Annotated in this window: 21 protein-coding genes and 1 riboswitch; of the genes, 10 read left to right on the top strand and 11 right to left on the bottom strand. The window is 67.0% G+C overall.

Features of this window, described 5'->3' with window-relative positions:
* The first annotated feature begins 189 nt into the window (after nt 1–189).
* Complete coding sequence (locus B2W22_RS16055) at nt 190–1182, top strand: Bug family tripartite tricarboxylate transporter substrate binding protein (RefSeq protein WP_286938730.1); 993 nt, start codon at nt 190–192, stop codon at nt 1180–1182.
* 55 nt (nt 1183–1237) lie between these two features.
* Nucleotides 1238–2185 carry a succinylglutamate desuccinylase/aspartoacylase domain-containing protein gene (locus B2W22_RS16050; protein WP_175139443.1) on the top strand — a complete coding sequence of 316 codons (948 nt, stop codon included), beginning with the start codon at nt 1238–1240 and terminating at the stop codon, nt 2183–2185.
* 9 nt (nt 2186–2194) lie between these two features.
* Here B2W22_RS16050 and B2W22_RS16045 read toward each other — a convergent pair whose 3' ends face one another.
* The 3 genes from B2W22_RS16045 to B2W22_RS16035 form a co-directional block, all read right to left on the bottom strand.
* Complete coding sequence (locus B2W22_RS16045) at nt 2195–2716, bottom strand: lipocalin family protein (RefSeq protein ID WP_175125135.1); 522 nt, start codon at nt 2714–2716, stop codon at nt 2195–2197.
* A gap of 84 nt (nt 2717–2800) precedes the next feature.
* Nucleotides 2801–4372: a glutamate--cysteine ligase gene (gene gshA / locus B2W22_RS16040; protein ID WP_175125136.1), complete on the bottom strand. Its 1572-nt coding sequence runs from the start codon at nt 4370–4372 to the stop codon at nt 2801–2803.
* Between the two features lie 32 nt (nt 4373–4404).
* A complete protein-coding gene (locus B2W22_RS16035; protein WP_286938727.1) occupies nt 4405–5391 on the bottom strand; it encodes an alpha/beta hydrolase in 987 nt (328 codons plus the stop codon).
* A gap of 59 nt (nt 5392–5450) precedes the next feature.
* On the opposite strand from B2W22_RS16035, the gene B2W22_RS16030 reads away from it, so the two are divergent.
* Entirely contained in the window at nt 5451–5990 is a 540-nt protein-coding gene (locus tag B2W22_RS16030) for a hypothetical protein (RefSeq protein ID WP_175125138.1), read from the top strand.
* Here B2W22_RS16030 and B2W22_RS16025 read toward each other — a convergent pair.
* Nucleotides 5980–6273 carry a helix-turn-helix domain-containing protein gene (locus B2W22_RS16025; protein ID WP_254594340.1) on the bottom strand — a complete coding sequence of 98 codons (294 nt, stop codon included), beginning with the start codon at nt 6271–6273 and terminating at the stop codon, nt 5980–5982. The genes B2W22_RS16030 and B2W22_RS16025 overlap by 11 nt on opposite strands.
* Before the next feature lie 135 nt (nt 6274–6408).
* Here B2W22_RS16025 and B2W22_RS16020 point away from each other — a divergent pair, with 135 nt between their 5' ends.
* Nucleotides 6409–7305 carry an AEC family transporter gene (locus B2W22_RS16020; RefSeq protein ID WP_239216412.1) on the top strand — a complete coding sequence of 299 codons (897 nt, stop codon included), beginning with the start codon at nt 6409–6411 and terminating at the stop codon, nt 7303–7305.
* A gap of 84 nt (nt 7306–7389) precedes the next feature.
* On the opposite strand, the gene B2W22_RS16015 is transcribed toward B2W22_RS16020, so the two are convergent.
* The 5 genes from B2W22_RS16015 to B2W22_RS15995 all read right to left on the bottom strand — a co-directional run bounded on the left by B2W22_RS16015 (nt 7390) and on the right by B2W22_RS15995 (nt 12063).
* Nucleotides 7390–8397: an Ldh family oxidoreductase gene (locus B2W22_RS16015; RefSeq protein WP_286938725.1), complete on the bottom strand. Its 1008-nt coding sequence runs from the start codon at nt 8395–8397 to the stop codon at nt 7390–7392.
* A gap of 34 nt (nt 8398–8431) precedes the next feature.
* Nucleotides 8432–9367: an NAD(P)-dependent oxidoreductase gene (locus B2W22_RS16010; protein WP_286938722.1), complete on the bottom strand. Its 936-nt coding sequence runs from the start codon at nt 9365–9367 to the stop codon at nt 8432–8434.
* A gap of 37 nt (nt 9368–9404) precedes the next feature.
* Entirely contained in the window at nt 9405–10418 is a 1014-nt protein-coding gene (locus B2W22_RS16005; protein ID WP_286938720.1) for a Bug family tripartite tricarboxylate transporter substrate binding protein, read from the bottom strand.
* 159 nt (nt 10419–10577) lie between these two features.
* Complete coding sequence (locus B2W22_RS16000) at nt 10578–11753, bottom strand: UxaA family hydrolase (protein ID WP_286938718.1); 1176 nt, start codon at nt 11751–11753, stop codon at nt 10578–10580.
* A gap of 28 nt (nt 11754–11781) precedes the next feature.
* Nucleotides 11782–12063, bottom strand: coding sequence for a UxaA family hydrolase (locus B2W22_RS15995; protein ID WP_286938716.1), 282 nt, complete (start codon nt 12061–12063; stop codon nt 11782–11784).
* Between the two features lie 182 nt (nt 12064–12245).
* On the opposite strand from B2W22_RS15995, the gene B2W22_RS15990 reads away from it, so the two are divergent.
* From B2W22_RS15990 to B2W22_RS15975, 4 genes are all read left to right on the top strand, one after another.
* The gene (locus B2W22_RS15990) at nt 12246–13001 is read left to right on the top strand and encodes a GntR family transcriptional regulator (RefSeq protein WP_286938715.1); all 756 of its coding nucleotides are present in this window, start codon (nt 12246–12248) and stop codon (nt 12999–13001) included.
* A 26-nt stretch (nt 13002–13027) separates the two neighbouring features.
* Nucleotides 13028–13109, top strand: a riboswitch (SAM riboswitch).
* On the top strand, nt 13099–14358 hold the full coding sequence (gene metX, locus B2W22_RS15985; RefSeq protein WP_191579244.1) for a homoserine O-succinyltransferase MetX: 1260 nt from the start codon (nt 13099–13101) through the stop codon (nt 14356–14358). (Overlaps the previous riboswitch by 11 nt.)
* Entirely contained in the window at nt 14355–14969 is a 615-nt protein-coding gene (gene metW / locus B2W22_RS15980) for a methionine biosynthesis protein MetW (protein ID WP_175125146.1), read from the top strand. The genes metX and metW overlap by 4 nt, the downstream gene beginning before the upstream one ends.
* Nucleotides 14970–15065: 96 nt before the next feature.
* Complete coding sequence (locus B2W22_RS15975; RefSeq protein ID WP_279975613.1) at nt 15066–16337, top strand: muropeptide transporter; 1272 nt, start codon at nt 15066–15068, stop codon at nt 16335–16337.
* Between the two features lie 58 nt (nt 16338–16395).
* Here the strand turns inward: B2W22_RS15975 and B2W22_RS15970 are convergent, their stop codons facing one another.
* A complete protein-coding gene (locus B2W22_RS15970; protein ID WP_105237166.1) occupies nt 16396–17259 on the bottom strand; it encodes a universal stress protein in 864 nt (287 codons plus the stop codon).
* A 223-nt stretch (nt 17260–17482) separates the two neighbouring features.
* On the opposite strand from B2W22_RS15970, the gene B2W22_RS15965 reads away from it, so the two are divergent.
* A complete protein-coding gene (locus B2W22_RS15965) occupies nt 17483–18121 on the top strand; it encodes a trimeric intracellular cation channel family protein (protein ID WP_056564767.1) in 639 nt (212 codons plus the stop codon).
* Nucleotides 18122–18280: 159 nt separating this feature from the next.
* On the top strand, nt 18281–18952 hold the full coding sequence (locus tag B2W22_RS15960) for a GntR family transcriptional regulator (protein ID WP_175125148.1): 672 nt from the start codon (nt 18281–18283) through the stop codon (nt 18950–18952).
* 14 nt (nt 18953–18966) lie between these two features.
* Here the strand turns inward: B2W22_RS15960 and B2W22_RS15955 are convergent, their stop codons facing one another.
* Nucleotides 18967–19734, bottom strand: coding sequence for a LamB/YcsF family protein (locus tag B2W22_RS15955; protein ID WP_286938712.1), 768 nt, complete (start codon nt 19732–19734; stop codon nt 18967–18969).
* Between the last annotated feature and the right edge of the window lie 7 nt (nt 19735–19741).

Raw genomic sequence — 19741 nt, 5'->3', positions numbered from 1 at the left:
TGCGCCTGAAGTTCAACGTCTTTTGTTCAGTAGCTGGAGTTCAGCGTCCATATCGAGGCGCCAGAATCCCGATCAGCACAACGATGTGCCGCTTTGGCACGGACTGCCCCTGGGCCGCGCTCGAAAATAGCTCCCGAAATCAAATGAGACGGCTCCGCCGTCCACCCACAGCACCCCAGGGAGAAAGTCATGAAGTCCATCTTGAAGCCGCTGCGTGCGGCGCTAGTCTCGTTGTGTGCCGCCTCGGCGCTTGCCGCGGCCCCTGCCGCGAGCGCGGCCGATTATCCGTCCCGCAGCATTTCGCTGATCGTCGGTTACCCCGCAGGCGGCAGCCTGGATCTGACCGCGCGCCTCTTGGGCGAAGAACTGGGCAAGCGCCTGGGCCAGACCGTTGTGGTCGAGAACGTGGGTGGCGCCGGCGGCACGATCGGCGCGCAACGCGTGGCGCGCGCCGCGCCGGACGGCTACACCATCTTTTTGGGCTCCACCAACGAAATGGTGATCGCCCGCATGATCAACACCGCCGTCAAATACGACAGCGCCAAGGACTTCACGGCGCTGGGCATCGTGGCCTCGCAGCCGATGCTGCTGGCCGCCAGCAAGAACTCGGGCGTGAAGACCGCCGCCGACTATCTGGAAAAGCTGAAGGGCGCCGCGCCCGGCACGTTCAACTACGGCTCGTCGGGCGTGGGCACGACGCTGCACCTGGCCGGCGAAATGATCAACCAGGCCACCGGCACCCGCGCCGAGCACGTCCCTTACCGCGGCGTGTCGCCGCTGGTGACCGACCTGATGAGCGGTCAGCTGGACTACGGCATGCTGGTGCTGTCCTCCGGGCTGCCGCAGGTGCGTAGCGGCAACATCGTCGCGCTGGGCCTGACCGAGAACAAGCGTTCGCCCGCCGCGCCCGAGATCGCGCCGCTGGCCGCCACCAAGGGCTTTGAGTCCGTGGACATCAACCTGTGGTTCGCGTTGTACGGCCCGGCCGGCCTGCCCGAGCCGGTGGTGATCAAGCTGCGCACCGTGCTGGATGAAACGCTGAAGTCGGACCAGTTCCGCGCCAAGATGCAGGACGCCGGCGGCGAAGTGGCCAAGCCGGGCGTGGACCCGGTGGCGTTCCAGGCCGAAGAAACCAAAAAGTACGGCGCGCTGGTCAAGGCCGCCAAGATCGAAGCGCAATAAGGCTGCGCGCGACGCATCACACCATCGAAAGACCAGGCATCAAGCGGATATCACCATGGAATTCAAGCTCCCCGTTCCCGACATCGCCGCCGAGCGCGCGGGCAATACCGACACGCCGGGCGTGTGGCACTTTGATTCGGGCGTGCCGGGACGGGCGCTCATGGTGAGCGCGCTCGTGCATGGCAACGAGTTGTGCGGCGCCTGGGCGCTGAAGGACCTGCTGGCCTCGGGTCTGCGCCCGCGCCGCGGCAGCCTGACGCTGGCCTTTTGCAACCTGGACGCGTTCGACCGCTTCGATCACGCAAACCACGATGCGTCGCGTTTCGTGCAGGAAGACATGAACCGCGTCTGGAGCGCCGAGCGTCTGGACAACCCCACGTCGCCGGACCGCCAGCGCGGCGCGGCGCTGCGCCCGTGGGTGCGGCGCGCCGACTGGCTGCTGGACCTGCATTCGATGCACGAGCCGGGGGCGCCGCTGCTGTTGACGGGCGTGCTGCCGCGAAATATCGCGCTGGCGCGCCGCCTGAAGGCGCCGCAGCACGTCATCGTGGACGCCGGCCACAAGGACGGCGTGCGCATGCGCGACTTCGAGCACTTTGGCGACCCGGCTCGCGACGACGCCTGCGCCCTGCTGATCGAATGCGGCTTCCATGGCGACCTGTCGTCGCGCGATGTGGCGCGCGACATGGTGGCGCGGATGCTGGTGGAATCGGGCGTGATTGACGCGCCGGACCTGCCCGAAGGCTGGCTGCTGCCGGATCCGGCGGCGCAACGCGTGCTGGAAGTGACGGACGCCGTGGTGGCGCCTTCGATGAATGTGCGGTTTGCCGGCCCCTGGTCGGGGCTGGAAACGTTTGAAAAGGCCGGATCGCTCATCGGCTGGGCCGACGAGCAGCCAGTGGTGACGCCCTACGACAACTGCACGCTGATCATGCCGTCGCTGCGGCAGTTGAAGCCCGGCGTGACGGTGGTCAGGCTGGCCCGCGACTACGCCGCGGGCTGAGGGGGGCGCTTACTTCTGCGGCGTGTAGCGCAGCTCGTCGAGCTGATAGCCCTGCGCCGTGGCGGCGGCCAGCGCCTTGTCCAGTTCTTCCTTGGGCAGCTTGGGTGAGCGCGACAGGATCCACAGGTACTTGCGGTCGGGCGTGCCGACGACGGACCAGCGGTATTCGGGATCCAGGCCGATCACCCAGTAATCGCCCTTGAATGGCTTGAAGAACGTGACTTCGAGCTTGGCGTTGTTGCTGCCTTCGACCACCGTGGCGGTACCCGACGCCGAATCGATATCCCCGTCCTTGGTGCGGCAGCGGTTGTTCACGCCGATGGTGCCGTCCGGATGCGCGGTGTATTCGGCCGTGGTGTCTCCCACGCAATTGCGCTGGAAGAACATGGGGAAGTTGGCGATTTCGTACCACATCCCCACGTAGCGTTTCAGGTCGACGGATTCCACGGTCTGCATGGGCGGCGGCGCGGCGTGGGCAATGCCCGCCACGCTGACCGCCAGGGCCAGCAGAAATTTTGCGGTGCGGCGCATGGATAAAACCTCCTGATGTGACTGATAAGGCCCGCGCGCGCACCCCGCAGGGGCGCGGCGCGGACCAATCCCTAACGATACGCCTTATTTGCGCGGCGCCTTGAGCGCGGCGTGATAGCGGCTCACGTAGGTATCGAAGTCTTCAGTGTCCGACTGTTCCAGGCGGAGCTGTTCGGCGGCGGACGCTTCGGCGGCTTGCTGATAGGCCGTGGCCACGTCGGCCGGCAGCGGCTGCGCGCGCAGCGCATCCGCATGCTTGCGGCTCAGCGCCAGCGAGTAATCGTGGAACGACAGGCCGCTGTCCTTCAGTTCGGTCAAGAGGCGCGCCGAGGGCGTGGTGTCGGGCTGGTCAAGCTTGGCGCGTTGCACCGCCAGCGCATCCGCGTAGGCGGTGCCGCCCATGGCGCTGTCGTACAGCGCCGCGTACGGCGCGATCTGGTCCAGCAGTTCGTGGCCCCACTGCGCCAGGCCGATGGTCTGGCCGTCGCGGTCCAGCGCGAGGCCCGGTTTGCGGCCTTCCTTGACGACGACCGAGAAGTTGTCGGCACTGCGCTGACAGTAACCGTTGGCGGGGAAGAACGGGCTGTCCGAGGCCGTGCAGAACAGCAGGAAGGCGTCGACGAAACGGGCGGTGGTGGCGTCGATGCCGACCGGCGAATACGGATCGATGTCCAGGCAGCGCACTTCAACGTATTGCACGCCGCGTTCGGCCAGCGCCGTGATGGGGCGTTCGCAGCGGCCCGTGGCGCGCTTGGGGCGGATGCTGGAGTAGTACTCGTTTTCGATCTGCAGCACGTTGGTGTTGAGCTGGATCCATTCGCCGTCGCGGTGGGTGCCGATCTTTTGATAGTCGGGCCAGGGCTGCGTCACGGCGCCGTACAGGCGGCCGAGGAAGGTGTCCAGGTCGTTGTAGCAGAGCTTGAGCTGCGACTGCGCCTTGTTCTGGTAGCCCAGGTCGCTCATGCGCAGGCTGGTGGCGTAGGGCAGGTAAAGGGTGTGGTCGCCCAGCTTGTCCAGCGCATGGTCCTGACCTTGCAGGAAGCCGCTGGCCAGCGCGGGCGCCGAGCCGAACAGGTACATCAGCAGCCACGAATACCGCGTGAAGTTGCGGATCAGGCCGATGTACCCGCGCGAGCGGCGGTCCTGGCCGGAGCCGGGCTGCGTGTCGAGCACGGACCACAGGGCTTCGGGCAGCGAAAAGTTGTAGTGCACGCCGGCGATGCATTGCATCGTCTTGCCGTAGCGTTCGGCCAGACCGCGGCGGTAGACGTGCTTGAGCATGCCCGTGTTGGACGTGCCGTACCAGGCGATGGGGATTTCAGGTTCGGGCGGCAGCGTGGCCGGCATGGACTGATTCCAGATCAGTTCATGGTCCAGCACGGTGTAGACGTGGCGGTGCGTGTCGGCAAGCTCGGCCAACAGCGCGTCCACGTTGTCGTGCGTGCCCGTGATGAGCTCGAGCAGCGACTCGGAATAATCGGTGGTGACGTGTTCGTTGGTCAGCGCCGAGCCCAGCCCGGCGGGGTGCGGCGTGCGGGCCAGGATGCCCTGTTCGTCCACGCGCAGGCCTTCTTTCTCGATGCCCCGCAGGGTCTGGGTCAGCATCGAGCGGTTGGCCTCTAGGCGGGCGAGGCGGTTGGCGGCAGTATCGGTCACGGATTGTTCTCGTTGGGGGCTGTCGCCGGATTTTACGGGGTGCTGGCCTCCTGTGCTGAGGGAACCAGTACTGGGGACAGGGACAATGTCTGGGCGGTGCGCGCCAGCCATTCGTCCAGGTCAGCATAGACGGGATCGGCAATGGGGGCGGTTTCGTTGAAGATCTCGTGCCACGCGGTGTCGTACCAGCGCAGCGTGAGCAATTCAGCAGGCGCCCGCTGGGCGAACTGGCGGCTGCCTTCGGCCGCCACGATGGAGTCGTCGCCGGCCACCATCAGCAGGGTGCGGCAGGGCAGCAGGCTGGCTTCGCGCAGCGCCTGCTGGCCGGCTTCGTCCACAAAGCGCGCCAGCCGCCCGGTCATGCGGCGCCGCACCAGGGGATCGGCGCGGTAGGCCTTCACAACCGCCCGGTCGTGGGAAATGCGGGCGGGCGCCAGGCCGTGCGGGACGCGCAGGTCGGGGGCATGCAGAGACATCCATGTCAGGGTGCGGCGCACCCATTGCGGAACATTGACGGCAAAGGGCGGGGAGCTGAGCACCAGCCCGTCCAGGTCGGCCAGCCGGCGCTGGGCGATGCGCACGGCGACCAGGGCGCCCAGGCTGTGGCCCAGCAGAATGGGCGGACGGCCGCAGGCCTGTGTCCAGTCCTGCAGCCGGTCCACGGCATCGGTGACCAGGTCTTCCTGGTCACGCAGGGTGGCGGGGTGTCCGCCGGAGCGGCCGTGACCGCGGTGATCGTGCGCGCCCACCGTCCAGCCCCGGGCGGTCAGCCAGCGCGCCAGCCGGTCATAGCGTCCGGCGTGCTCGCTCAGGCCGTGCAGCAGATAGATGCTGGGCCGGGCTGCCGGCTGCCCGTCTGCGGCCTGCGCGTCACGGGAGTGCCCGTCATCGGATAGCCCGTCATCGGAGTGCCGGCCACCGGATAGCCGGCCTCCGTCGCCCGCTATCGGAGGCGGGACATTTGGCGCGGCGGGCCAGCAATAATTGGCGAGCAACGTGCCATCGGGCGCGGGTGCCATGGAAATCGGCGACAATTTCTGGATTCCTCGAAATGACGGGACCCTGGAGTCCTCGGGTAATGACGATTTCATCGCTGTTTCGTTTCATGTTCAAGAAAGCGGGCGTTTTTTTGACGCTGACGTTGGCGTTGGCGGCTTGCTCGCCCAGTTACAACTGGCGCGAGATGGATGTGGCGGACGGCCACGTCCGCGCCGCGTTCCCCGCCCGGGTGTCGACGGAAACCCGCGAGTTGAAGCTGGACACGCACGCGTTGAAGTTCACGATGGCCAGCGCGACCGTCGGCGAAGCGGTGTTTGCCGTGGGATCGGCGCCCCTGCCACCGGAGATCGCGGCCAGCCCCGCGGCCCGGCAGGCGCTGGGCGTGGCCCTGATGCGGTCGCTCTACACCAACATGCAGGCGCCGCCGCCCAACGAATGGCCGCCTTATGGCCAGGAAATCGAGGTGCGCGGCAAGGCGGTGGGCAAGCCCGGATGGCTGCAGGCCAAGGTGTGGGTGACGGACACGATGCTGATCGAGGCCGTGGCCGCCGGCACCGAGGAAAGCCTGCCCGCCGAGCGCGCGCGCGAATTCCTGCGGTCCGTCGTCATCAAGCCTTGAACTCGAGCAGGCCCAGCCGCAGCGCCGCCACCACGGCCGCGCGCCGGCCCCGCACGCCGAGGCGGCTGCAGGCGTTGCGCAGGTGGAAATTCACGGTGCTTTCGCTGACGCCCAATATGCGGGCGGTTTCCCAGCTGGTTTTGCCCGCGGCCGACCACCGCAGGCACGCGGCCTGTCTGTCCGATAACGGCAGGCAAGCTGCCTGCCGGTCTGCCAGATGCAGGCCGGCGGGTGGAATGGCGCTGCGGACGGCGCAACGCGATGAGTGGGCAGGAATGCGCATCGGTGTGGCGGACATGGCGGCGAGGACGGGGTGGTCCTGTTGTGAACAATGCGTCCATGCTGCGGCGACCGCCCCGGCCGGGGCAAGCAATGATGCCGTGACGCATCAATTTTTTTATCTCTGACGGAATAGTCCATGTTGGCCATCGCGCAGTTCTACCTGTCAGCCATTGTGCTGATGCTGCCCCTGCTTTCCTGCGTGGGAATCGGGCTTTACTGGGGCAAGCGCGATCTTCCTTTCGGCGGCAACTTCATCACCACGCTGGTCACCTCCGTCACCACGCCCGCGCTGGTGTTCCACACCTTCGTCACCACCCACCTGGACAACCGCGCGCTGGCCGACGTGGCTGCAGCAACCCTTATCGCCCTGCTGCTGTGCGCGCTGATTTGCGCGGCCTTGCTCAAGGCCTGGAAGCTGCCGGTGCTGAGCCTTCTACCCACGGCGTTCCAGCCCAATGCCGGCAATCTGGGCCTGCCGATTTCGCAACTGGCGTTCGGCGACGCGGGCCTGTCGGTGGCGGTGGCTTTTTTTGCGGTGAGTTCCTTCGTCATGCACACCATCGCGGTGCGCATGCTGCCGGGCGTCAACACCAAGGGAAGCTGGAAGAGCCCGATCCTGCTGGCGTCCGTGGTGGCGGTGGCGCTGCGTCTGCTGGACGTGCCGGTGCCCGCGTGGATCATCGAGACGGCGCGCATGCTGGGCGCGGTGACGGTGCCGCTGATGCTGCTGAGCCTGGGCCATGCGCTGGCGCTGATTCCGTCGAACGGCATGCGCGACGGCGCCAAGGTCGGTGCGATCCGCCTGGTGGCGGGTCTGTTGACCGGGCTGGCCGTGGCGTGGGCGATGGACCTGGAGCCGGTGCTGGCCGGCGCGCTGACGCTGCAGATGGCCATGCCGTGCGCGGTGGTCAGCTACATGTACGCGCGGCGCTATACGCCGCTGGGGGACACCGCGGCGGGCGCCGTGCTGGTGTCCACCGTCGTGTTTCTGCTGCTGGCGCCGCTGATGCTGTGGTTCTCCCACGGGCAGTAGGGGCGCCGGGCGGCGGGGTCAAGTCCCGCAGTCAAACCCGGCAGCCAAGCCCGGCAGTCAAATCGCGCAGTCAGGCCGCGTGGTTCAGCCTGCACCCGCCAGCGTGCGCAACTGCGTCATCAACGCATCGGACAGGTCCAGGCCGTGCTTGACCGCCTCGTCGCGCAGCTTGCGGCGGCGGTCGCCCGGCAGGCGCACGCCTTCGTCTTCGAGCATGGCGTCGACCAGCGTTTCCACGCGTTCCAGGTAGACATCGTTACCCGCCAGCGCGTTGGGATCGATCGCCATGAATGCCTGCCCCAGCCGCGCCGGTCCGCCTTCATCCACAAAGAACGACTCGTTCTCGTAGCCGAAGCGCGCGCCGGTCAGCGCGCAGGCCATGAGTTCGACAATGAGCGCCAGCATGGCGCCCTTGACGCCGCCCGCGGGCAGCATGCTGCCGGCCAGTCCCGCCTTCGGATCGGTGGTGGGCTGGCCCTCGGCGTCCAGCGCCCAGCCCAGCGGAATCGGCTGGTTGTCGCGTGCGGCGATCATGAGCTTGCCGCGCGCCACCTGCGATAGCGACAGGTCGATGACCAGGCGAGCGCCGCCGCGTCGGGGGAAGATCGCCGCGATGGGGTTGGTGCCGAACAGGGGGCGCTTGCCGCCCCAGGTGGGCATGGCGGCAGGCGAGTTGCTCAGCGCCAGCCCCACCATGCCGGCGTCCGCCAGGGCTTCCAGGTGGTAGGCCGCTTCGCCAAAGTGATGGCTGTTGGCCACGCCCACGAACGCAACGCCATGCTCGCGGGCGCGGGCCGTGGCCTGTTCGACCGCCATCGCGCAGGCGGGAAACGCCAGGCCCGAACCGGCATCGATCAGCGCCGCGCCGCCACGTTCGTTCACAAGGCGCGGCACGGCCGAGCCGATGGCGCGACCGGTGCGCAGATGGCCGGCGTAGAACGGCACGCGCGACAGGCCGTGGGAGCTGAGCCCCTGGCTTTCCGCGAAGACCAGTGCGCGGGCGGTGCTGTCGGCCATGACCGGGTTGGCGCCGGCGGCGGCAAGACCGGCCGCGGCCAGGTGTTGAAGTTCGTCCAGATAGATGTGAGCCATATCCTTCCTGTCGTGTGAGGCGCGCCGCGCCTCGTCAGCGTGCGCGGGCGTCAAGCGCCATTGTCACACCGGCGGCCACCATGTCGGAAACGCGCGTGTTGGCCTCCTGCGTGAGTCCCGCGATGTGCGGTGTCAGGATCAGGTTCGGTGCGTCGGCCAGCGCACTGCCGGCGGGCAGCGGTTCCTGCTCGAAGACATCCAGCGCCGCGCCGCGCAACCGCCCGGCCCGCAACGCCGCCGCCAGCGCGGCTTCGTCCACGATGCCGCCACGCGAGGTGTTGATGAGGATGGCGCCGGCGCGCATGCGTCCGATGCGCGCGGCGTCCAGCAGATGCCGGGTCTGGGGCGTGAGCGGCAGGTGCAGCGTCACGACGTCCGCCTGGGCAAGCAGATCGTCCAGTGACAGCGATTCTGCACCTGCTTCCTGCCACGCGGGATGGTCGGGCGGCAGGGCGGCATCGCTGCCCACGATGCGCATGCCCAGCCCGCGCGCAAGCTGCGCGGCCAGGCGGCCGATGCCGCCGAATCCCACCACGCCCAGCGTGCGGCCGTGCGCTTCCAGCCCTTGCGACAGCGCATTGCGGGGCCACGCTCCGGCCGCCACGTCCGTGGTGGACCCATAGGCGCCGCGCAATAGCGACAGCATTGTGCCGACGACGTATTCGGCCACGGCGCGGGCGTTGGCGCCCGTGGCGGGAATGACCTTGATGCCGCGCGTCTCGCATCCCGCCAGATCGATGTTGTCGAGCCCGACGCCCAGCCGGCCCACCGCAACCAGGCGCGGCGCGGCGGCCAGCACCTCCGCGTTCACCTGAGTGCGGTTGCGCACGATGAGGGCGTCGGCATCCGCGACGGCGGCGAGCAGCGCGCCGCGCTGCTCGACCAGTTCGGGCGCGTACTGCACGTCGAACCGCTGCTGCAGGGCCTGGACGGCAGGCGCGTCCATGAACTCCGATATCAAAACTCGCATCTGCCGGGCTCCTTTTCGTGGTGGCAGGTTGGCCGCGTCAGGCGACCTGGATGTTGGCGTCGCGGATGATCTTGGCCCAGCGGTCGACCTCGGACTTCAGGTACGCGCCGAACTCTTTCGGGCCGCGCGGCTGCGGCACGAAGCCCAGTTGCCGCAACGACTGCTGCATGGCGGGCTGCGAGACCTGCTTGACGATGGCGTCGCCGATGCGCTGGACGAGCTGCGGCGGGGTCCCGGCCGGCGCGAGCACGCCGGTGAAGTTCTCGACGATCAGGTCTGGCAGGCCGGCTTCGGCCGTGGTGGGCAGGTCGGGCAGGTCCTTGCTGCGCTCGCGCGTGGTGATGGCCAGCGCGCGAAGCGAGCCGTTCTTCACGTGCGCCAGCGATTCGGGGTAGTTGGAGAACACCACGTCCAGATGCCCGCCGATCAGGTCCGTGAGCGACGGCGCGCCGCCCTTGTACGGCACGTGCATCAGCGGCACACCCGTCAGCTTCTGATACAGCGCCAGCGTCAGGTGCGGCGGCGTGCCGTTGCCGCTGGAACCGGCCGACAGCGGCTTGGCCTTGGCCGCGCGCGCCAGGTCGTCCATGGTCTTGATGTTGCTCTTGGCGTTGACGACCACCATGATCGGCGACGACGCCAGCCCGGCGAGCGGGGTCAGGTCGCGCGTCAGGTCATACCCGGCCTTGCCCGCGAACAGCGTGGCGTTGGCCGCGTGCGACAGCGTGATGGCCAGCCAGGTGTAGCCGTCGGGCGCCGCGTTCGACACATGCGCCGCGCCGATGTTGGCGCTGCCCCCGGGTTTGTTTTCAACCACCACGTTCCAGCGTTCGGCGTCGGCCAACGCCTTGCCCACCTGGCGAGCGGCCACGTCGGTCAGGCCGCCCGGCGGAAATGGCACCACGTAGTTGATGGGACGCTCGGGCCACGCGGCTTTCTGCGCCAGCGCGCGTTCCCACGGGGCCAGCGCACAGAGGCCGGCGGCGCCCAGGGCGCCCAGCAGGCGACGGCGCTGCGCATCGTGCAGGGGGTAATGCGGTTCGCTACTCATCTGTCTTCCTCCTTGGGGATAACGCCCGGGTAGGAATGCGTACGCCTTTGCTGCCGCGGACTGCGCCCGGGTCTGCAGGTTCTTGTCGTTGATGTTGCGAGGATGCCGCTAAGGCGGCCGGCGCGTTCTCCTGGTCGCGCCGGCGCCGGAAAGGCGCTATCAGGCGCTTTCGAAGATCCGCGTGAGCACGAACTCGCGGTGGCCCAGGGCCTCGGCCGCGGTCCACCGGCCGTTGGCGGTGGCCAGCATGCATTCCAGCAGCTTGTCGCCGGCCTGGTTCAGGTCGATCTCGCGCTGCAAGAGGGCGCTGGTGTCCACGTCGATGTGCTCGGACATCGTGCGCACCGTGCGCGGATTGGCGCAGATCTTGATAACCGGCAGGATCGGGTTGCCGATGACGTTGCCCTGGCCGGTGGGGAAGAAGTGCACGGCGTAGCCCGAGGCGGCGCACAGCGTGACCATTTCCGCCGCGGCCGAGGACGAGTCCATGAACCACAGCCCGGGGCCGTCGGGGATCTCGGCCTTGTCGATGACGCCATCCACCCGGCATTGCTTGCCGATCTTCTGGATGTTGCCCATCGCCTTTTCCTCGATGGTGGTCAGGCCGCCGGCGATGTTGCCCTTGGTGGGCTGGGATTCGGACAGGTCGCTGGTCTTCCAGCGGTCGATCATGGCCTGGTAGCGGTCGAACATGAACATGAAGCGCTCGCGCACGGCGTCGTTGGCGCAGCGTTCGGCGACGATGTGTTCGCCGCCGGTCAACTCCGACGTCTCGCCGAACACCAGGGTGGAGCCCAGCGCATACAGCTTGTCGAACGCGTTGCCCACCGTGGGATTGGCGCCGCAGCCGGACGTGGTGTCGGATTCGCCGCACTTCGTGGAGACCCACAGGTCGGCGATGGGGCATTCGCTGCGCGTGAGTGCGGTGGCGTAATGCACGTATTCCTTGGCGCAGCGCGACGCGCGCATGATCGTGTCGTGGTCGCCGTGCAGTTCGATGGAAAAGCCCATGACGGGCTTGCCGGTGGCGGCGATGCCGTCGACGACGCGCTTGGTCCAGCCTTCCTCGATGCCGATCACGATCACGGCGGCGACGTTGGGGTTACAGCCGGTGCCGATCAGCGTGCGAAAGTGCAGTTCAAGATCCTCGCCGAACTGCAGGCGGCCATAAGGATGAGGCAGGGCCAGGGTGCCCTTGATATTGTTGGCGACGGCTTCGGCCGCGGCGTTGGAGATGTCGTCCACGGGCAGGACGATGACGTGGTTGCGCACGCCGACGCGGCCATTGTCGCGGCGATAGCCTTGGAAGGTGGTCTGGGCAGTGATGATGGACATGGTGGGTTCCTGTGCGATGGACGGGCGCTTACCAGCGCTTGGTCTTGATGTTGTGCACGTGGGCGTGCTGGCCGGCCTTGATGGGCTCCACCACGCGGCCGATGTCGACGCCGTACTTGAAGACGGTGTCGCCCACGGCCATGTCCTTCATCGCCACCTTGTGTCCGATGGGAATGTCCTGCGACGCGCGCACATGGATGATCTTGTCCTCATCCATGATCCAGGCGTTCAGCTCCGTTCCGGCGGTCAGGCCTTCCACCACGGCGACCGCCACCGTGTCCTTCGCATCGTGCAATACGGCGTGAATCATTGTCTTCCTCTCTGAGTCAGGGGCGCCGCCCGGGTGCTGCACGCGGCGCGGATCACAACGGCCAGGAAATCTTAGGCCCGGCTTTTTTCAAAGTCAACTAAATCATATAGATGACTTACATGACTTGAGCGAATGGCGGACGCGCCGCTACACTGGAGGTCCTTGATTTTTGCGATGCACCCATGAACACCAGCCTGTCACCGACTGTGCCCCTGGGCAGTCCCTTGTACGAACAGGTCAAGCAGGCCGTGCTTGCCGCGCTGGCGCAAGGCGAGTGGAAGCAGGGCGACGCGATTCCTCCGGAAAAGCATCTGGCTGAACGGTTCGGCGTATCGATCGGCACCTTGCGCAAGGCCATCGACGAACTGGCCGCCGAGAACATCCTGGTGCGCCATCAGGGGCGCGGCACCTACGTCGCGGTGCACACGCGCAACCATCACTTCTTCAAGTTTTTCCGCATCGTCGGGCAGGACGGCAGCAAGTCCTATCCGACCACCGAGCTGTTGCGCTTCCGGCGCGTGAAGGCCTCGGCGGTCGCGCGCGAAAAGCTGGAACTGCCCGCGGGTGCCTATGTTTTCGAGTTCCTGAATGTGCTGTCGCTCAACGGCGACGTGGTCATGGCCGACGAGGTGTGCCTGCCCGAATCCCGCTTCCCGGGGCTGACTGAAGCGCATCTGCGCGAGCGCACCAGCACGCTGTACGCGCTGTACCAGGACCTGTTCGGCGTCAACGTCATCGCCACCGACGAGCGGCTGCGGACCTGCCTGGCCGAACGCACGCAGGCGCGCTGCCTGGGCGTGGCCGAGGGCAGTGCGCTGCTGGAGATCCGCCGCATCGCGTTCTCCTACAACCGCCAGCCGGTGGAATGGCGCGTGTCCCGCGTGAACACCGAACGCTACGAGTATCTGGGACAGGAGCCCTGGGAAGCCGGCACGTAGCAGTGCTAGAATTCCTGCCGCACTACCCAATTTTCGGCGCCGATTTGCCTGATCCGCTTGCGGGCGCCTTCCAATAAATCCAGCTAAAGAGGTCCGTATGACCACTCCTGCCCAACATTTGGCCGGTGATTCGGCCAGCGGGTTCGTCCCCGCAACCGTCACGACTTCCGATACCGTTGATCCCGGTTCGGTCGGCCTTGTCTCCCCCACGTTCATTCGTTTCGACGAACCGCTGCCCCTGCTGAGCGGCCAATCGCTCGCGTCCTACGAACTGGCTGTCGAAACCTACGGCACGCTCAATGCGCAGCGCACGAATGCCGTACTGATCTGCCACGCGCTCAATGCCTCGCACCACGTGGCTGGGCAAGCCGCGGACAACCCCACCGACCTGGGCTGGTGGGACAACATGGTGGGCCCCGGCAAGCCGGTGGACACCAATCTCTTCTTCGTGATCGGCGTGAACAACCTGGGCTCGTGCTTCGGCTCGACCGGGCCGGCCAGCATCAACCCCGAGACCGGCAAGCCCTGGGGCGCCGCGTTCCCGGTACTGACGGTGGAAGACTGGGTGCGGGCGCAGGCGCGGGTGGCGGACCACTTCGGCATCGAGCGCTTTGCGGCGGTGATGGGCGGATCGCTGGGCGGCATGCAAGCGCTCAGCTGGTCGATCACCTTGCCCGAACGCGTGGCCAACTGCATCGTCATCGCCAGCACGCCGCGCCTGTCCGCGCAGAACATCGGCTTTAACGAAGTGGCCCGCCGCGCCATCATCACCGACCCGGATTTCCACGGCGGCGACTACTACGCGCAGGACACCGTGCCGCGCCGCGGCCTGTCGGTCGCGCGCATGATCGGCCACATCACGTACCTGTCCGACGACGACATGGCCGAAAAATTCGGCCGCGCCCAGCGCGCACCCGCCGAGAACGGTGCGTACCGCTACGGCTACGACGTCGAGTTCGAGGTCGAGTCGTACCTGCGTTACCAGGGCGAGAAGTTCACGCGCTATTTCGACGCCAACACCTACCTGCTGATCACGCGCGCGCTGGACTACTTTGATCCGGCCCGCACCACGGGCGGCGATCTGGCGCGCGCCCTGGCGCCTGCCAAGTCGAACTTCCTGCTGGTGTCGTTTTCGACCGACTGGCGATTCCCGCCGGAGCGATCGCGCGAGATCGTGCGGGCGCTGCTGAAAAACGCCAGCCCCGTCACGTACGCCGAGATCGACGCGCCGCACGGCCACGACGCCTTCCTGCTGGAAGACGCGCGCTATCACGCGGTGGTGCGCGGCTACTACGAACGCATCGCGCGCGAGCTGGGCCTGCAAGCCGCCGCCCCGATTGAAGGATGCTCCGAATGACTTCCGTGACTCCCCGCTATGCCCACAGCGCGCTGCGGCCCGACCTGGCGCGCATTGCCGGCTGGATCGAGCCGGGCAGCCGCGTCCTGGACCTGGGTTGCGGCGACGGCGCGCTGCTGGCGCACCTGCGCGACCATCGCCAGGTCAAGGGAGCCGGCGTCGAACTCGACGACACCTGCGTGATCGCCTGCGTGCGCCGCGGCGTCGAGGTCATCCAGCAGAACCTGGAAGACGGCCTGGCGCTCTTTGACGACAAGCAGTTCGACACCGTCGTGCTGTCGCAGACGCTGCAGTCCATGCACCGCACGGAGCACATCCTGCGCGAAATGGCCCGCGTGGCGCGCTACGGCGTGGTGTCGTTTCCCAACTTCGGCTACTGGCCGCACGGCTGGGCCATCCTGCGCGGCCGCATGCCCGTGACCGGACAGATGCCATACCAGTGGTACAACACGCCGAACATCCACCTGTGCACGTTGCGCGACTTCGAACAGCTTGCGGGGGAAGTGGGCCTGCGCATCCTGGAACGCGCCACGTTCAACGAAGGCAAGGAAGTGAAGGCGTTCCCCAGCTGGCGCAGCACGCTGGCCGTGTACCGCTTTGCTTCGCCCTGACGATAATCCCCTGACATTCCGACACGCATCCTCCTGACGGCGCGGGGCAACAGGCCCTAAAATGCCGCAAGCCCGCGGCCGGCGCCCGGGACGCCGCTGGCCAAGTTTCAGGAGACCGTCATCACCGCTGTATCCAACGTCTACACCAGCCCGCGCGTTGCCCCCTTGCTGGTGCTGGGCTTTGCCAGCGGGCTGCCGCTGGCCCTGACCAGCGGCACCTTGCAGGCCTGGGCCACCGTCGAAGGCGTGCCGCTGCAGGAAATCGGTTTCCTCACCCTGGTAGGCACGGCCTACACCATCAAATTCCTCTGGGCGCCGTTCGTCGACCGGTTTGCGCCGCCCGTGCTGGGCCGGCGCCGTGGCTGGATGCTCGTGACGCAGCTGCTGCTGGCGGTGGCCATCATGGCGATGGGCACGCTTTCGCCGTCGTCCACGCTGATGGCGCTGGCCGTGCTGGCCGTGCTGGTTGCCTTTCTGTCCGCCACGCAGGACATCGCCTTCGACGCCTATTGCACGGACGTGCTGCGCAAGGACGAGCGCGGCGCGGGCGCGGCCATCCGGGTCATGGGATACCGGCTTGCCATGATCGCGTCCGGCGGTCTGGCGCTGATCATGGCGGATCAGTGGATAGGGTGGGGCAACACCTATATGGTGATGGGCGGGCTGATGCTGCTTTGCGCGCTGGCCACGCTGTGGGCGCCCGAGCCCGAGCACATCGCGCGTCCGCCGCGCACCCTGCGCGAGGCGGTGAATGAGCCGCTCCGCGAATTCTTCATGCGCCGTGGCGCGATGGAAGTGCTGCTGCTGATCGTGCTGTACAAACTGGGCGACGCGTTCGCCGGGGCCCTGTCCACCACGTTTCTGATCCGCGGCGCGGGGTTCACGCCGACAGAGGTCGGCACCGTGAACAAGGTGCTGGGGCTGGCGGCCACCATCATTGGCGCGCTGGCGGGCGGGTCGCTGATGGCGCGCTGGGGGCTGTACCGGTCGCTGATGGCGTTCGGCCTCTTGCAGGCAGTGTCGAACCTGGCGTACTGGCTGATCGCGGTCAGCCCGAAAAACCTGTGGCTGATGGCAACCGGCGTGGGCATCGAGAACCTGTGCGGCGGCCTGGGCACGGCGTCCTTCGTGGGTCTGCTGATGGCGCTGTGCCACCAGCGGTTCTCCGCCACGCAATTTGCGCTGCTGTCGGCGCTGTCGGCCGTGGGCCGCACCTATCTGGCCGGCCCGTTGACGCCGCCGCTGGTCGAATACCTGGGATGGCCCGGGTTCTTCCTGCTGACGGTGGCCATTGCCCTGCCGGGACTCGTGCTGCTGCGCAAGCTGCGCGGCACGATCGAGACCATGGAAAAGCAGGGCGAGTCGTAGCCGACCGATCGCAAAAAAAAGGCGGCGCACAAGCGCCGCCTTTTTGCTGGCCGAAAACCTATTCTTCGCCGCTCAGCCGGACGATCAGCACGTCGCTGGGCAGGGATTCCAGCAGCCGCTCGGCCACGCTGCCGATGGCGGTGCGCAGGATGCCGGTGCGGCCGTGGGTGCCGGTGACGACCAGATCGGATCGGTGGTTGAACGAGTAATCGGACAGCACGGTTTCGGGCTGGCCGGCTTCGAGCACCACCTTGGTCGGGCGGCCCTTGGGCAGTTCGGGCGTTTCGGCGATGAAACGCTCGGCGCACTGTTCGGCGGTTCGATACAGGTTGTCGACGACGCCGTCGTCCGGCTTGCTCACGCTCTGGAACGGCACTTCATACGCGTTGAACAAGGTGATGTCCGCATTGGGCACCAGTTGCAGCGCGGCGCGCAGCGCCTGGCGCGAACCGTCCGAGAAGTCGGTGGCGACCAGTACGTCGCGGTAGGGCCGGCGGGGGCGGTTCTTGACTACCAGCACGGGCTGACGCGCCTGGCGGGCCAGCTTTTCGACCGTGGTGCCGAGCAGCAGGCGGCCCAGTGTTTCCTGGCGGGCGATGCCGGCCACGATCAGCGAGCAGCCATACGCGTCGGCGGTTTCCATGATGCTGGCGACGGGGTCGCCCTTGGTGACCACGACTTCCGCCGGCACGTTGGCGGCGGCGACGTCTTCGGCGAGTTCGCGTTCGACGAGGGCCTTGTGGTCCGGCGACAGGCGGCGCCAGACGGGGGTGGTGAGCGGCGTGGCATGGGATTCCATGACATGCAGCATGATCAGCTTGGTGTTCAGTTCCTTGGTCAACTGCAGGGCGCGGTCAAGGGCTCTGTCGCCGCGCGCACTCAGGTCGGTGGCCAGAAGGATGGGGCCAATTTGCTGGGTCATACCTAATCTCCCGGTTACGGCCAGAGGGGCGGCTCCCGCGTCCGCGCTGCCTGGCCCAGTAGCGCCCAGTCGGGCACGTCTCCATTGTCTCGCCGCGAAACGAGACCGGCGTTGATCGTTGTCAACGCAGGTTTGAGGGTACGGGATGATGCGCGCGCAGGCAATGGCGCGCCCGCCGGCAAGGCTCAATACAATGGGGCCTGCCCAAGCTACCCCCCCACCTATGTTTACCGATCTGTCGCCCGCCCTGCTGCACACGCTGTACCTGGTCGCCATCGTTGCCGAAGCCATGACGGCCGCACTGTCGGCGGGGCGGCGCGACATGGACTGGATGGGCGTCTGCATCATCGCGTGCGTGACGGCGCTGGGCGGCGGATCGCTGCGCGACGTGCTGCTGGGGCACTATCCGCTGACCTGGGTCGTGCATCCCGAGTACCTGTGGATGACGGGCGGGGCAGCGATCCTGACCGCGCTGATCGCGCCGGTCATGCGCCGCTTGCGCAGCGTGTTCCTGCTGGCTGACGCGCTGGGTCTGGTGGCGTTCACGGTCATCGGCTGCCAGGTGGCGCAGATGATGCAGTTGCCGATCACCGTCGTGCTGATCAGCGGCATGATCACCGGGTGCGCCGGCGGGGTGCTGCGCGACGTGCTGTGCAACGAGGTGCCGCTGCTGTTCCGCAAGGAACTCTACGCCAGCGTGTCGCTGGTGACCGGCGCACTGTATCTGGGCTCGATGTCGCTCGGCCTGTCGGCCAACGCGTCGGTGCCCATCGCGCTGGCCGCGGGGCTGACCATGCGCCTCATGGCCCTGCGCTTCAACTGGCAGATGCCCAAATTCGTCTACCGCGACGACTGGGACTGACCGCGCCGAGCGGTCAAATTTGTCCTTCCCGCCTTGCCCGCAGACGGCCATGCGATGCCGTGTCTATTGTGTGAAACATTATTTCTATTTCTGTTTCAATAGATTTCTAGTATCTTGTCTGGGTCTCATAGCTTGCATACGCAGTAGAAGGGGAGCCGATTGGACGTCAAAGCGCCCGCCACGATTCCGTATTTCCTACAGGAACAGATTCGTGAGTTGATAGTGAACGGCACTATCCGGCCCGGGCAGCCGTTACGGGAACAGGAACTGGAACAGCGCTTCGGCACCAGCCGCAGCCCCATCCGGGAAGCGCTGCGTCTGTTGGAACTGAGCGGGCTGGTGACGCACATCCAGCGCAAGGGGTTCCGGGTCACCCTCTATACCGAAACCCAGATCCGCCATCTGTACATGCTGCGCGCGGAGCTGGAAGCCTATTGCATCCGGCAGGTCGCCGAGATGCCCGATCTGAGCGCGCTGGTGGCCGAACTGACCACACAGCATGAGGCGATCGTCGCCGCGATGGGCCGCCTCGATGGGCGCGGCTTTATCGCCGCCTCGCGCGATTTTTACCTGGCCGCCGCGCGCTTTACCGGCAATGCGCCGCTGACCAGCATGCTCGGCAAGGTGTACGAACAGATCGAGCCGTTGCGCCACATGCTGGCCAGCCGGTCACTGGAGGCCAACAAGATTCCGATCTATACGGAAGGCGTCATCCAGGCCCTGCGCGTCCGGGATTTCGACCACGCCGCGGCGTTGACGCGCAAGTACGTGGTGCAGGTGCTGCCCGACATCGTGCGGGCGTACCGCGAGGCATCGCTCGACGACGCCTAGCTATTGCGCCTGCCTTAGCCGCGGGGCGGCGTGCGCACCTCGATGCCCGCCTGCTCCAGCGCGCTGCGGATGCCATTGGCAAAGACCAGCGCGTTGGGCTGGTCGCCATGGATGCAAAGCGTGTCGGCCTGCACCGGCACATCCTTGCCGTCCACCGACCGCACCAACCCTTCCCGCACCATCCGCACGACCTGCGCGACGGCCACATCCACGTCTTCGATCATGGCGCCTGCGCGCGTGCGCGGGGTAAGGGAACCGTCGTCCTGGTAGGAGCGGTCCGCGAAGACTTCATTGGCGGCCGACAGCCCAACGGCGCGCGCCGCATCGATCAGTTTGCTGCCCGCCAGCCCGTACAGGATCAGCGAGGCGTCCACGTCCTTGACCGCCTGGCAGATGGCTTTTGCCAGCGGCGCGTCCTTGGCTGCCATGTTGTAGAGGGCGCCGTGCGCCTTCACGTGATGCAGCCGCGCGCCTTGCGAGGCCGCCACGCCGGCCAGTGCGCCGATCTGGTACACGACGATGTCATAGGCCTCGTCCGGACTGATCTGGATGACGCGGCGGCCAAATCCCGCCAGGTCCTGCAGGCTGGGGTGGGCGCCCAGCGCCACCCCTCGCGCCAATGCCGCGGCCACGGTCTTGCGCATGGTGGCCGGGTCGCCGCCGTGAAAGCCACAGGCGATGTTGGCGGAGCTGACGAACTGCAGCACTGCCGCGTCGTTGCCCATGGTCCAGGCGCCATAGCTTTCGCCCATGTCGCAATTGAGGTCGATGCGGGTGGTCATAACGGGT

This window comes from Achromobacter sp. UBA4530, from assembly GCF_002388205.1.
Lineage (GTDB): Bacteria > Pseudomonadota > Gammaproteobacteria > Burkholderiales > Burkholderiaceae_B > Achromobacter > Achromobacter animicus.
Note: the sequence above shows the minus strand (reverse complement) of the source record. Positions and strands in the feature narration are given on the sequence as shown.

Bases quoted from the DNA above. Each gene is read 5' to 3' on its own strand.
- B2W22_RS16055 (WP_286938730.1), top strand. From the start codon at position 190: ATGAAGTCCATCTTGAAGCCGCTGCGTGCGGCGCTAGTCTCGTTGTGT.
- B2W22_RS16050 (WP_175139443.1), top strand. From the start codon at position 1,238: ATGGAATTCAAGCTCCCCGTTCCCGACATCGCCGCCGAGCGCGCGGGC.
- B2W22_RS16045 (WP_175125135.1), bottom strand. From the start codon at position 2,716: ATGCGCCGCACCGCAAAATTTCTGCTGGCCCTGGCGGTCAGCGTGGCG.
- B2W22_RS16035 (WP_286938727.1), bottom strand. From the start codon at position 5,391: ATGGCACCCGCGCCCGATGGCACGTTGCTCGCCAATTATTGCTGGCCC.
- B2W22_RS16030 (WP_175125138.1), top strand. From the start codon at position 5,451: ATGACGATTTCATCGCTGTTTCGTTTCATGTTCAAGAAAGCGGGCGTT.
- B2W22_RS16025 (WP_254594340.1), bottom strand. From the start codon at position 6,273: ATGCGCATTCCTGCCCACTCATCGCGTTGCGCCGTCCGCAGCGCCATT.
- B2W22_RS16020 (WP_239216412.1), top strand. From the start codon at position 6,409: ATGTTGGCCATCGCGCAGTTCTACCTGTCAGCCATTGTGCTGATGCTG.
- B2W22_RS16015 (WP_286938725.1), bottom strand. From the start codon at position 8,397: ATGGCTCACATCTATCTGGACGAACTTCAACACCTGGCCGCGGCCGGT.
- B2W22_RS16010 (WP_286938722.1), bottom strand. From the start codon at position 9,367: ATGCGAGTTTTGATATCGGAGTTCATGGACGCGCCTGCCGTCCAGGCC.
- B2W22_RS16005 (WP_286938720.1), bottom strand. From the start codon at position 10,418: ATGAGTAGCGAACCGCATTACCCCCTGCACGATGCGCAGCGCCGTCGC.
- B2W22_RS16000 (WP_286938718.1), bottom strand. From the start codon at position 11,753: ATGTCCATCATCACTGCCCAGACCACCTTCCAAGGCTATCGCCGCGAC.
- B2W22_RS15995 (WP_286938716.1), bottom strand. From the start codon at position 12,063: ATGATTCACGCCGTATTGCACGATGCGAAGGACACGGTGGCGGTCGCC.
- B2W22_RS15990 (WP_286938715.1), top strand. From the start codon at position 12,246: ATGAACACCAGCCTGTCACCGACTGTGCCCCTGGGCAGTCCCTTGTAC.
- metX (WP_191579244.1), top strand. From the start codon at position 13,099: ATGACCACTCCTGCCCAACATTTGGCCGGTGATTCGGCCAGCGGGTTC.
- metW (WP_175125146.1), top strand. From the start codon at position 14,355: ATGACTTCCGTGACTCCCCGCTATGCCCACAGCGCGCTGCGGCCCGAC.
- B2W22_RS15970 (WP_105237166.1), bottom strand. From the start codon at position 17,259: ATGACCCAGCAAATTGGCCCCATCCTTCTGGCCACCGACCTGAGTGCG.
- B2W22_RS15965 (WP_056564767.1), top strand. From the start codon at position 17,483: ATGTTTACCGATCTGTCGCCCGCCCTGCTGCACACGCTGTACCTGGTC.
- B2W22_RS15955 (WP_286938712.1), bottom strand. From the start codon at position 19,734: ATGACCACCCGCATCGACCTCAATTGCGACATGGGCGAAAGCTATGGC.